The organism is Lysobacter sp. Root690 (assembly GCF_001427785.1).
Lineage (GTDB): Bacteria > Pseudomonadota > Gammaproteobacteria > Xanthomonadales > Xanthomonadaceae > Lysobacter.
The window spans coordinates 470215-483271 of sequence record NZ_LMHM01000016.1 but is presented as its reverse complement, the minus strand read 5'-3'; the positions used below and the strand labels follow the sequence as shown (position 1 = coordinate 483271).

General features: G+C 64.2%; 7 protein-coding genes. 4 read left to right on the top strand and 3 right to left on the bottom strand.

What is annotated here, in order from left to right; translation table 11 throughout:
* Positions 1–21: 21 nt before the first annotated feature.
* The 4 genes from ASD86_RS19235 (at position 22) to ASD86_RS19220 (ending at position 6775) form a co-directional block, all read left to right on the top strand.
* Positions 22–3330, top strand: a complete 3309-nt coding sequence (locus ASD86_RS19235; protein ID WP_082578509.1) for a type VI secretion system Vgr family protein — start codon at positions 22–24, stop codon at positions 3328–3330.
* A 154-nt stretch (positions 3331–3484) separates the two neighbouring features.
* Positions 3485–5635, top strand: a complete 2151-nt coding sequence (locus ASD86_RS19230; protein WP_162253702.1) for a phospholipase D-like domain-containing protein — start codon at positions 3485–3487, stop codon at positions 5633–5635.
* Positions 5636–5724: 89 nt separating this feature from the next.
* Entirely contained in the window at positions 5725–6003 is a 279-nt protein-coding gene (locus tag ASD86_RS19225) for a hypothetical protein (RefSeq protein ID WP_157476866.1), read from the top strand.
* A gap of 13 nt (positions 6004–6016) precedes the next feature.
* On the top strand, positions 6017–6775 hold the full coding sequence (locus tag ASD86_RS19220; protein WP_157476863.1) for a hypothetical protein: 759 nt from the start codon (positions 6017–6019) through the stop codon (positions 6773–6775).
* A 261-nt stretch (positions 6776–7036) separates the two neighbouring features.
* On the opposite strand, the gene ASD86_RS19215 is transcribed toward ASD86_RS19220, so the two are convergent.
* From ASD86_RS19215 to ASD86_RS19205, 3 genes are all read right to left on the bottom strand, one after another.
* A complete protein-coding gene (locus tag ASD86_RS19215) occupies positions 7037–7717 on the bottom strand; it encodes a hypothetical protein (RefSeq protein ID WP_056114336.1) in 681 nt (226 codons plus the stop codon).
* 126 nt (positions 7718–7843) lie between these two features.
* On the bottom strand, positions 7844–9727 hold the full coding sequence (locus ASD86_RS19210; RefSeq protein ID WP_056114334.1) for a protein-arginine deiminase family protein: 1884 nt from the start codon (positions 9725–9727) through the stop codon (positions 7844–7846).
* Positions 9728–9730: 3 nt separating this feature from the next.
* Complete coding sequence (locus ASD86_RS19205) at positions 9731–13027, bottom strand: type VI secretion system Vgr family protein (RefSeq protein ID WP_056114332.1); 3297 nt, start codon at positions 13025–13027, stop codon at positions 9731–9733.
* Between the last annotated feature and the right edge of the window lie 30 nt (positions 13028–13057).

Below are 13057 nucleotides of genomic sequence, written 5' to 3'. Positions count from 1 at the left end.
AAGGGCGTGAGCAGCGAAGGAATGCAGCAGATTCTGGCGGGATTGTCTCGTTTCATCGGTGCGCAGCGGTTGTACACGCTGGCGTTGCCGCAGGACGAAGGCGCCGGCGAAGACTGGGCCGTGGAGCGCTGGCAGGGCTGGGAAGCCTTGTCGGGCGGCTTCGAATGGTGGATCGACGTGCTGTCGGTCGACGCGCGGCGTCCGCTGGACGCGTTCCTCGGACGCCATGCCGTATTGAATACCCGACTCGCCGACGGCGGCCAGACGCTGCGTTCGGGCTTGGTGCGCGAAGCGCAGTGTCTGGGCAGCGAAGGCGGGCTCGCGCGCTACCGGCTATGCCTGGTGCCGTGGACCTGGCTGCTGAGCCAGGGCCGCCACAGCCGGGTGTACCAGGACAAGACCGTCGCCGAGATCGTCGAGGCGGTGTTCGCCGCGTACACGCCGCTGGCGGTGTGGCAGTGGAGCGACGAAGCCGGCCCGTTCCTGGCCGCCGCGCGGCCGCGCAGCTACTGCGTTCAATACCGCGAGACCGATGCGGCCTTCGTCGATCGCCTGCTGGCCGAGGAAGGCCTCGGCTGGCGGCTGGAAGAAGATGCCGACGCGCCGGGCGGCCATCGCATGGTGCTGTTCGCGCAGAGCGGACAAAGCCCGCAGGAAGCCAGCGACGCCGTGTATGGCGCGACCCGCTTCCACCGCAGCGACACCACCGAAGACAGCGACACCGTGCAGAGCTTCGGCGCGGTGCGGCGGATCGCATCGAACGCGCTGACCTTGCTCAGCGGCGACTACAAAGGCCTGCAGACCCAGGTGGCGAGCGTGCCGCTGGGCGATCAGGACGACGCCGCGGCGCAACTGGAGGTCTACGATCCGGTCGGCCTGTATGCCTTCGCCGATCGCGCCGAGGCCGAGCGTTACGCCGGCCTGCTGGCGCAGGCGAGGGCGTCGGAACGCACGCTCTGGCTAGGCCGCGGCACGGTGCGCACGTTCCGCAGCGGCACCTGGTTCGCATTGACCGATGCGCCGCAATCGGAAGCCGACACACCGCGCGAAGCGCTGCTGGTGGCGGTGCAACACGCCGGCGTCAATAACCTGCCCAAGAGCGTGACCGAGGGCATCAGCGCGCGTTTCGGCGCGGCGCCGCGGGTCCCGCTGAGGGCCTTGCCGGGCGCATCGGATTCGGCCTGGAACGCGGTGCTGGCGCGCGCCGAAGCGGTCGGTTACGCCAACAGTTTCGTCGCCGTGCCGCGCGAACAACCGTGGCGACCGGTTCTGCACGACGGCACCGGCGCGCGCTTGAACCCGCGTCCGACCGCGCCGGGCTACCAGACCGCGATCGTGGTCGGCCCGGAAGGCGCGACCAGCCCGCAGGGCGCACATGAGCTGTATTGCGACCGCCTGGGGCGGCTGCGGGTCAAATTCCACTTCCAGCAAAGCGGCGGCGACACCGGCTCCAATCAGGCCGGCTCCAATCAGGCCGAATCCAACCACAGTTGCTGGCTGCGCGTGGCCCAGCGTTATGCCGGCCCCGGCGTCGGCACCCAGTTCCTGCCGCGTATCGGCCAGGAAGTGCTGGTCGCGTTCCTCGACGGCGATATCGACCGGCCGGTGATCGTGGGCGCGCTGTACAACGGTCAAGGCGAGGCCGGCGTGCTTGCCACCCCCGGCGAGGGCTCGCGCGACGGCGACGCGGCCGTGTACGCGCAGGCCAGCGACCACGGCCCCAGTGCCCAGGCCAACAGCGTGGGCGGCCATGCGCCGGCCTGGCACGGCATGAGCCAGGACGCCGATGGCCATCGCAATGCCGCCGCGCTGGTCGGCATCAAGTCCAAGGAATTCGGCGGCGGCGGCCACAACCGGCTGGTGTTCGACGACAGCGACCGGCAACTGCGCCTGCAACTCGCTACCACCCAGGCCGCGACCCAGCTCAACCTGGGCCACCTGATCCATCAGGCCGACAACTACCGAGGCAGCTTCCGCGGCGAAGGCTTCGAACTGCGCACCGACCAATGGGGCGCGGTGCGCGCTCAGGCCGGTCTGTGGATCAGCGCCTACGACATCAACGGCGAAACCCCGGCCGGCGAAACCATCGCGGCGACCGCGCTGTTGAAGCAGGCCAGCCAACTGGGCGAAGTGCTGTCGAAAGTGGCGGGCACCCACAAGACGGTGAAGCTCGCCGCGCACGAAGGCGTGACCAAGGCGGGTCAATCGGCCTTGATCGGCGATCAACCGCCGTTGCGCGCGTTGCTGACCAGCGCCAGGACCACGGTCGACGGCGCGAGCTTCGAGGGCGCGCTCGGCCAGGCGCCGGAGCGCAAGGCCGATGCGGGCGACGGCAAGGTCCCGCACAGCGGCGACGCCTTGCTGGGCCTGGCGGCACCCGCCGGCGTCGGCTTCATCGCCGGGCAAAGCCTGCAATGGGCGGCCGGCGAAACCTTGACTCTGGCCAGCGGCCAGTCGAGCAACCTCGCCGTCGCCAAGGACCTGCGCATCCACACCGGCCAAGCGATCGGCTGGCTGGCGAATGCGGTGGAAGGCGCATCGGCCGGCAACGACCCGGCCCTAAGCGTGGTGGCCGGCAGCGGCAAGCTGGAATTCGAAGCCCAGCACGATCAACTCAGCCTGCAATCGCGCGATCAGCTCAAGATCGTCTCGGCCAACGCCGAGGTCGAACTGGCGGCCGGCAAGACCATCCATCTGGCCACCGCCGGCGGCGCCAGCGTGACCATCGAGGGCGGCAATATCGTCATCAGCTGTCCGGGCACGATTACGGTGCATGCGGCCAAGAAGTCGTTCGTGGGGCCGGCGCAGATGAGCTACCCCTTGCCCGTATACCCGACCTCCAAACTCGAACCGATCAAATTCGGTTTGAAGTTGTTGGACATCCCCGGCGTTCACGGCGTCGCGCCGGAAGGGCAGGCCTGGGACATCGTGCTGGTTGACGGGCAGGCGGGGCAACCCGGTAAGAACGGCGGCGTCAATGCGCTGGTGTTCGCCAAGGAGCATTGGGAGGAGACACTGTCCTCCGGCACGCTCGGCGGCGATGGAGAAATTTCGCTCGACGAGGCTCAGCAGCAGCAGTTGTATCAGCGCGCGGCGTCATCCGCCGGGCGGGTCTGGCTGGTCAGTGGTCTCACGGCGATGCCCTTGACTCCGACCCGATGGAGCACTGCGCCTGAACAACACAACGCCAAGCGTATTCTCGATGCGCTGAATTTCGCTAGCGACGGACGGGGCATGGACATGCTGCGCGAGGAGTTCCTCGGCGAGATGGCCGCGCACGAGGCCGAGGCGCTCGGCCTGTTCAAGCGCAAGCCCGAAGTGGACGTCTAAACAGCAATCGCAAAGCATTAAAAGGACGTATATGTCTTCCGATCGCTACACCGCGCCGCTGACGCCGGACACCATCGCGGCCGTCACCAATCAATACTTCGACCTCGAAAAGCCGTACGCCCTGCCGCGCTATGGCAACGACTGCACCGCGTACGTGACCGGCAAGGACTACATGAAAGCGGTCGCCGATGCGATCCGTGGCGCAAAAAAATTCATCTTCATCACCGGCTGGCAAGTCGACTCGGACGTCGAACTGGATCAGCGCGGCGTGGCGGGCCATCCCGGTCGCTTGACCGAGTTGCTTGCCGACGCCATGGCCCGCGGGGTGCATGTGCGGGTGATGCTGTACGACGCGATCAATATGGCGGTCGACACCCACGAAGAAATCACGCGAACGCGTCTTGACAGCCTGCCCACGGGCAAGGGCTCGATGAAGGTCATGCTGCAGAACGCCAACACCGGCCGCGCCGTGGTGAAGTGGGGATCGAAGGACTCCAACGCGTATTTCTCCCATCATCAAAAGACGGTCATCGTCGACGGATCGGTCGCTTTCGTCGGCGGTATCGACCTGGCCTATGGGCGTTGGGACACCAATACCTTCGACGTCGTCATCGATCCGAAGATCCACGTCCTCAACGACGCCTACAACGGACAGGTCTCGCGCGGACGCAGAATGAACGCCGAGGAAGTGAAGCTGACCAATTGGGTCGGGCACAGGCCCGGTTTCATGTGGCCTCCCAAGAGGGAGGTGCTCAACGAAAGCTGCCAGCCGCGCCAGCCCTGGCAGGACATCGCGCTGCGCATCAAGGGTCCGGCCGCGTTCGACGTCTTCGTCAATTTCGTGCTGCGCTGGAACAGTTTCGCGGGCACGGGCACGAATTTCATGGACGGCGCCCTGACCAAAAGCTGGTTCGACGACCTGGGCGGCACGCAGAGCCTGGTCGATCCGCTGCAAAAGGGCGGCGGCACCACGACGGTGCAGGTTTGCAGGTCCGCATCCAGCGAGCAGCTGAGGGACGAACTGAATATCTGGCGGCGCGGCAGCTACGTTACCGACGACTGGAAACAACCGAATCAAAAGCGCCGCGAAACCTTGGTTAAGACGCGCGAGGCCTGGGCCGGCGAACATCAGACCAGTATTCGCGATGCGATGATCAACAGCATTCGCGCGGCGCAGGGTTATATCTATATCGAGAACCAGTTCTTCGTGTCCGACTGCGGCGTGGACGACAAGATGACCCAAAGTCCGGCCAAAAACCAGATCGTGCACGAGTTGAGCGAAGCGGTCAGGCGCGCCATCAACGCCAATCGGCCGTTCCATATCTGGATCGTTCTTCCCGAGCATCCAGAAGGGCTGCTCGAAGACGAGGCGACCGCGTCGCAAGCCTGGTGGGCCCTGCAAGGCACTCGGCGAGGGCAGCATGCGCTGATCCGCAACATCACCATGTACCTGATCTTCAAGAAATTCAAAGACGCGGGCGATTCGGTGCCGGTGCGCACGGCTTGGGGTTACGATGCGCTGGCCAAGGAATTGGGCATGGAAAACAAGTGGCGCGACTATGTCACGGTGTTGAACTTGCGCAACTTCGGCCATACCAAGGACTTCATGCTGACGGAGATGGTTTACATCCATTCCAAGCTGATGATCGTAGACGATGCGGTGGCGATCATCGGCAGCGCGAACGTCAACGATCGCAGCCTCAACGGCAACGGCGACACCGAGTTGGCGGCCGTCGTGGTCGACGACAGCGGTGCCGCCATGACCGATGTGGGACAGGGCATACGCATCGTGACCCGGAAGTTCGCTCGCGATCTGCGCATGAAGATCTGGAAAAAGCACTTCGGCATGAGCGTCGATCAAGCCACGACCGGTATCAAGAAGCAGGGCTTGCCGGCGGGCATCGACCTGGAGCGGCCGCTGGAGAAAGCCTCGATCAAAGCCTTGCGCGATCTGGCCGTCGCCAATCGAAAGATCTACAACCAGGTATTTCTGCACACCCCGAGAGATTCGTTCGGCACCCTGGCCGAGGGCCGCGAGCACTACAAGCGCAAAGGCGAACTGGACTTGACCTGGACTCCGCCGCTCGACCCGGATTACATGTCGGGAGGCAAGCACAATATCGCCAAGGCGAGCGCCGAACTGGCCAATATCAAGGGTTTTTTCGTCGAAATGCCGCTGCAGTGGGGGAGCAAGGAGGCCAAGACGCCGCCGCCGCCGCTAGGCGCGAGCACGATGATCGCGAGGAACGAGGTCCCGGCTGAGCCGGAGGTTCCCGAGACCACCGGAATCACCGAGCAAGTCTGAGAGCAGGTCTGAGCGAACGGGATATCATCGGCGCCCACATGGAAACATTCACCGCGTTCTTTTTCGCATTCACCGGAGCGCTGAACTTCGTGCGCTACGCGTTGTGGCTGCTGTTTCCGCTGGCGACGGTGCTGTTGCTGTTCGCGAGATTCGCGAAATCACCGCCGGACTATGCGCTCGCGAACGTTGCGTGGTGGTCCAGTCTCGTGTTTTTGGTGGTCGCCGGAGGTATGTTGGCGATCGGCGCGGCGGTAGCGAGCAAGGATCGCAGCTTCGTTTACCCTGTATTTCAGTTGCTGTTCGTCGTCGGGCCCGCGCCGCTCGCGTGCCTGGTCTCGTTGTTCCTGCGGCCGGCGGCGCCAACGTGAGCCTCGTTCTGGTTTGCGCTTGCCCAGGCATTCACTCTGGGACAGGTTGAGACGCGATGATGGTCCCCGTTACGAATTCCGGCGAGAGATCATGAAACTATTGGTCCAACTTGTGGTTCTTTCCTTGATCCTGGTCGCGACGACCGGTACGGCGTGCGCCGCGCCGGTCACGCGCGCGGAGTTCGAGGAATGGCGCGGGCGCTTCGTCGCCGACTATCGCGCGGCCGCGCAAGCCGACAACCGTGCTGAGCCCGGCGCGACGCCATGGACCGCGGCGCAGGCGTTCAACACGTCCTTGTGGGCCGAAGGCATCGCCGATAACGCGCTGGATGAGCTGTACGCCAAGCACACCCTGTTTCCGCCGGACCGAGCGAAGTACGTCACCCCGGCCGGCGTGTTGTTGGCCACGGCGATCCAGAACAGCGATTTCGCCGGCGACGGCGGCTCGCTGCCCGGAGAGAAGCTGCACAAGAAACTGGCGAAACAGTCGGTGGAGATCGTCTACACCAAGGCCTGGGACGACGGCGACCGGGTCGACGAATTCCTGCGCAAGTCGTTCAAGCGCGCAGAACTGAAGGCGCCCGCCGGCGGAAAACTGCAGCGCGACGTGTATCCGTTCCTGGTGTTCCACCGGGTCGATGGGAAGCTTTATCTCGCGGCGTTTTCGCGCGAATTCCTTGAGATCATCAACGCGATCACGACGATGCAGATCGCGACGCAGTCGCGCCCCGATACGCGCGTGCCACTAACGCCGAGTGCACGTGCGAGTTGATTTGCTCTAATCAACTTGCTCGCGCGCCGTCTGGTGAGTGCGCAGCCGCTTGGTTGAGGATGCGCCAGGGTGCGTCGGGTCTGGGGCGAATCAATTGTCGGCCCGAATCGAAGGAGCAACGTCCAAGTTAGCGTCAATGCGCTCGTGATCCGCGCGTTGCTGTGGTACCTGCCTGAGCGGAAACCCTGCCGGAGCGAGGCCTGGGAGCCACGCCACATCAGGCAGCAAGCGCATATGTGAGCCGCTGGAAATGAATCGCGACTAGTGCCCGCTTTCTTTCCTCTCCTGCGCGTCGACGAGCAGGGTCTGCAGCGTAGCTCTGGTACGAACCAGGGGTTCGGGGTTGCTGCTGATTTCTATCTGCTTCTTGATCGAGTCGATTTCGGGCGTGAGGCCCGCAATCAGTGCTTTGGGCGGCATCTTCTGCAGATAGTTCGACAACATGCCGACCACTTCAGGATCCTGAGTGGTCGCGATCAGCGATACCGCCGGCTTGATGTCCTCGACCTGCGGCACGGCGTTGAGCATGGCCACGCAGATCCCGCGTTGCCAATGCTCCATCTGTGTCGGCGCTTTGAGCAAGACTTCCCAACACAGAGGAGCGATCTTGTCTCCATAGCTGCCCTGCGCCTTGCTGGCATACTCTTCCATTAGCGGAGACAGGTTGCTGGCCTTGGGGCGGTTCTGCGCCACCTTGGCGCGTAACTCATCGCTGTTGAGCTCTGTCAGGACGCTATCGTAAAAATTGGCGTGATCCAGCCAGCCAGCGAGGATCTTCGCATCGAAATAGCGTGTGGCATCGCTGCTTTTGGCGACAGAACGCAGGAGCGTCGGAAGCTCCGGGTTATGCAGCAGGTGGTTCCGCGCCGCGACATACTCGGCACCGCGTAGTGCGTGAGTCGATGCGAACTCAGTTTCTATTTCGGTTTTTTTTGTGGTCATGGCTGCGGAGTCCGCGGGGTCGCTAGAGGGGGGCGCGCCATGGGCGCGACCTGACAACAGACAGGCTGATACCAGAAGTGAAGCCACGAGAAGCTGCGTGGCATGGGAATGGTGCGGTCTGTTCACTCAGGGCTCCTGTTCCCACCAATGCACGTCGGTGGGTGGGACGCGCAGACTGTTGGTTCCACAATGGATTTCGCCATCCAGAACGTGATATTCGAAAAAATCTTCGACGAATTCGTAATCGGTGTGAAGCACCAATGGTGATAACTGGGTCTCGATGTCCTTTTCGAACTCGCAAGCGCCACTGGCCACAACAGGTCCGAACGGCTTCGGAATGACCAGTCGGGCCGTGGCGTCCGATTTGGTCAAGACCAACATGTTGACAACGCCCGGAGTATAGGCAATGTAGCGAGGAGTGTATCGAAGCTTGGCGGCGGCGCTGGGATCAATCTTTTCCATAGCGGCGACCCTGATGGCGTTTTGTCGCGTCGCTTCGCCAACTACGGCGTGGAATAGAACAGGCAAGGGCACAAAGTCGGCGTCTTCGAGCCCTAGATTGCGTTTGAGTGCCTTCTGTATGCCATCGATCTTTTTCTGCACTTGTTTTTGTGCAGTCTTGAGCCCCGCATCCGCCAAGATTGTCTTGACGGTTCTGTGCGGGTAGACGCTTGCCACCGTATCGGTGCCCAGCAATGTCCGAGTGGTGTCGATTCCTGAAAACAGACCTGCGTCCGGACTGGTTTTTTCCAGGCCTTCGAGGATGCTCCAGGCCCTTTGCGGACTGGCGATCAGGACCTTGAATTTTTTCGGCGCCCCTTTCATCGGGCAAAACGAAAACACTTCATCGACGTGGCCGACTTCCAGCCAACTGGTATCGACCGAGAACGGAGCCTGGATCGCCTGATTCTTGAGGAATCTGACCACATTGGAGTTCATCGCTCGAGCAGGTGTGCCGCCAGAGCCATCTCCATAAACGATACGACCAAATGGATAGACTTTCTTGCCGACGGTTACCGGTGGCGAACACTCCAGATTGCCGAAGGAGTCCAGGGAGTCGGAGCCCGCTGGAACTGTTGCCGTCGTGTAGCCCATCTCCGGGCTAAGCAATTTCTTCAAAGGAAAATGTTCAGTAGCGCCACCACGCACTCTTCCCGATCGGAGCACAACGGGAGTGGCCCACGCGTCAGGCGCTTCGGTGCTGGGCTTGCTGGAAAAGCCAAGCTCCATGACGTCCTGCATCCAACGATCCGACTCGGCGAACTCTTCCATCGAAGCGCCTACCGTCGAGACCTCGGTGGCAAGTTTGCTGCGGAAGGCCGTATTGCGCCATTCCGGGGGAAGTCGGTCCGTATCCACGACGTATACAGTTTTCGTCTGTTGGAAATGGTTGAAAATAATCCAGGGTGCGACCCGGAAGACAATCTTCTGCGGCTTGAGGTCTTGTTTTCCGTCGTTGACCGTCCACTTGAGTTCGATCGTTCCATCGAATACGGAACTGTCCTTTGGGTACTCGACGGCTTCGATGCCCAATTCCTTCTTTTCGAAGTCGAGCGGGCCAACCGAATACTCCGACGCCGAGCCCGTGCCCATTACTTGTTTGGCGGCAGGATCGCGCGATTCGAAGATGCGCACGTAGGGCAGGACGTTCGGGTCGATACTGAGCTTACCGGTCCAACCTGCCGGCGCCGGGGCGCTGCCTCGCCTGCGGATCTCGATCGGAGCGACATCGTTCAGATCGGACGCGCCATTGATGACAGTGTCCGAGTTGTCGGTGGTTTCCGGTGGCGCGCCGTCGCGATTGTTGTTGACCAGGACGATCGCGCCCTTCTTGCCCTTGCCCCATTGCCATTTGTCCAGGCCGAGGGTCACGTCGTCGACCTTGCCGTCTCGATCGGCGTCGACATGGACGAAGTAGGCAGGCTTGTCTTCGATCAGGACTTCCTTGCCCTTCTTCGCGTCGAGTGGCGTGGTGACGACGTTACCTGCTTCCTTGAGGTTCTTGCCCACGTATCAGTCCTCGATCTCGATTTTCAGAATTTCCTGGGCAGCGGTCATGACCGCGTGGGTGTAGCCCTTTTCGTCGGTGATACCGTCTTCTGTCTCGCCGTTGGCCAGGGTGATCCGATACGCGCGATTGACGACCGGCTCGCCGGTTTGCCGGTTCTTGAGGATGAAGCTTTCGCTGAAACGTTTCGGCCGCGTATCGGGCAGCTTGGCCAGCTCCGCCGCATCGCTCTCGCCACCCTTGAAAGGATGCATCCCGGCCTTGACCGTGAAATTCCCCGGGCATTCGAAGGTGATGTTCCCGCCTTCGAGGGTGACCTGACTTTGCCCGGCCTGCAGCACGATCTTCTGCTTGGCCAGCACGTCGATGCGTTCGTCGGTGGCGGTGACGGTGACGGATTGATCGGCCAATAGCTCCAGCGTGCCGACGTGGGCCTGCACGCTCAGAGGGCCCTGCGCGGCGATCGCGCGGACCGGGCCTTGTTGCGCGAACAAGGCGCTGTGCGCGCCGCTGACGGCGGCGAAGGTCTGGCCGGCGGCGAAGTGGGCGTCGTCCTGCACGGTGATGTGGCTGTGGCCGCCGGCGTAGGCCAGCGCGCTGGCCGGGGTCACCGCGCCGATGCTGTCGGGCGATTCGGCGATCAGCATCGCCGCGGCGAAGCGCTCGACCGGATCGCCGCCGTGGCGACTGCCGGCGCCGGGTTTGCGGGCCGGCTGACCGGCGACGTCGCCGTCGTACTTGCCGCTTTGCTCGGCATCGACCGCGGTGATGAAGGCGGTCTGCGGTTCGTTGCCTTTCAGCGCCGGCACCTGGTTCTGGGTGGCGGCGTCGTTGAGCGCCCGCGCGGTGTTCTCCGCGCCCTTGAGCTGGCTCACCGCTTCGAGGATGTCGAACTGGGTCGAGCGGGCGTCGTTGCGCGCTGTGGTCGACAACAACACGCCTTGGGCGGCGTGCAGATTGCCCCAGCCGAGCGTGGCCAGGTCGAAGCCTTGTCCGCGCAACGCGCCGCGTTGCCCGTCGTTGTGCTGGATCAGATAGCCCAGTTCCAGCCGGCTGTCGGCCAGGGTGGTGTGCAGGCGCTGACGCAGTTGCCCGGGCGCGTCGTCGATCACCCATTGCTGTCGGCCGTTGCCGTCGAGCGATTGGGTGTGCAGGCCGCTAAGGGTGCCGATGTGATTGGCCGGGGATTCCTGGCCGGCGGTGAATGGCGGTGCGACCTCGCCGTTGAACAACTGGCCGGTGATCAGCGGTTGGTCGATATCGGCGTGGAGGAATTCGACCAGCACCTCGGCGCCGATGCGCGGCAGCGCGTGACTACCCCAGTTCGGGCCGGCCAGCCATTCGGCGACCCGCACCCAGGTACCAGAGGTTTCGTTGCCCGGCGCATGGCCGTCGGGATGGGCGCTGGAACCGGCTTCATTGGCGCCGCCATAGGTCGGCGCCGGGCCGCGCTGCCAGGCGAACTGGATGCGCACCTGATGATCGCGGGTCACGGTATTGGCCGCGCTGGGCAGGCCGACCACGCGCGCGGTCTGCGCGCCCGGAGCGATCGGTTTGGGCCGCGCCAGCGGCACGATCGCGGTGCCGAGCGGAACCGCGAGGAAGCGATTGCGATAACTGCCGCGTTCCAGCCCGGAGGCGTCGAGGATCGCGCTGGCGTTGGAGGTGAGGTTGTTGGCGGCCAGATGCTCGACCCGCAGCGGCACGAATGCCTGACCGGACAGGTCGGCGTGCTGGCTCAGGGTGAACGCGCGGCCCGCATCGAGGCCGCGGCCGCTGCCGGCGCCGGCGTGCAGGCGTTGCGGCAGGCGCAACGCGTCCAGACGCAACTCGGCGGTCTTCTGCGCCTGATCGCGCTCGGCGTAACGGCCGCTGCGCGGCACGCTGTAGACCTCGCGCTGCGGCAGGTTCGGCCCGGCCGCGTCGCCGATGGCGCTGGCCGAAATCGCTTCGACCTGTTCGGCCTGCCAACTGGCGGTGCCGACCGCGTCGGGCGTGGTCTGGCGAAGTTCGCTGAAATGGCCGATCGCGTCCTCGCTTTCGGTGCTGGAGGTGCGATGGAAGCGCAAGGTATCGGGCGACGCGCTGGGCACTTCGGCCTGACGGTCGAAGATCACCAAGGTGTGGCTGGTGGCGCCGTCGCGTTGTCCCGGCTCCGCGGCCGCGGCGTCGCCTTCGCTGTCGTCCTGGGCGTGGTCGAAACGCCAGGCCAGGCCGGCATCGGCGAGCAGGCGGGTGACGAAGTCGTAATCGGTCTCGCGGTATTGGGTGGTGATCGCGGGCTTCGGCAGCGTTTGGGTGACGTCGAAGCGCCAGGCCGCCTGCGGATAATCGGCGAACACGCGCTCGAGCACCTGCAGCACGTCGCTGTCCTGGAAGATCAGCGCGTTGCGGCGCAGCTTGAGCAGCACCAGCCAGGGTTCCAACGTCAGCCGGTAGCGCGAATAGCCGCCGTCACTGCCGAGCGGCGCGGCCTGGCTGCATAGTCCGCGCCAGTGGCGGTAAGAACCGTCCGCGCGTTGCAGGCGCAGGTCGACCGGCTCGCCGATCAGCGCGGTGGTTTCGAGAAACGCTGAGGTCGAAATGCAGTCGATCTCGAAGCGGTAACTGTCGCAGACCGCTTCCTGACCCTGGAAGCGTTCGACCAGGAACGCGCCGGGCAGGGCGGTGTCGATTTCGACCAGGTACTGGCCGCCCTTGAACGCCGAGGCGACACTGCGCGCGAGCTGCTGCGGCATGCGCGCGAACGCCTCCGCCTGGCGGGCGATCGGCGCGGGCATGGCGTCGTAGCGTTCGGCGTTCGCGGAGACCACGCTGCCCATCGGCGAATGCGCGCCGAACGACGTGTCTTGCAACACCGGCGTGGCCGCGCTGGCGAGAGCGCTCTTGCCGGCGCCGATGCCCGGGTCGGCCATCTCGGCGAACGAGGTCGGCACTCCGATCGCCTTCAATGCCTCCGGCGCGAGTTGTTTGGCGACCTCTTGGTGGCTGGCGCCGCGCTGCAGCGACTGCAGCACCATCGCCGCGACCGGCGCGGCGGCAGCGAGCTTGCCGAGCAGGCCTTCGGTCTGGATCGCCGATGCGGCGACTTCGACCGTCGGCATGTCGCGGGTGATCTCCGGCAGCGCGGTGCGCGCCATCGCGATCAGTTCGTCCGACAGCGCGGTGGTATCGCCGCCGGTGCGCGCCATGGTGATCAGTTCGTCAGCCAGGGCCGAAGTCTGCGCGAACTGAGCCAGTTCCGGCGCGGCCGACGAGGCGACGGCGCCGCCCAGGGCGAAAGGACTGTAGGGATCAGTCATGGCGGGCGACTCCCGGCGCGGCGTCGCCGC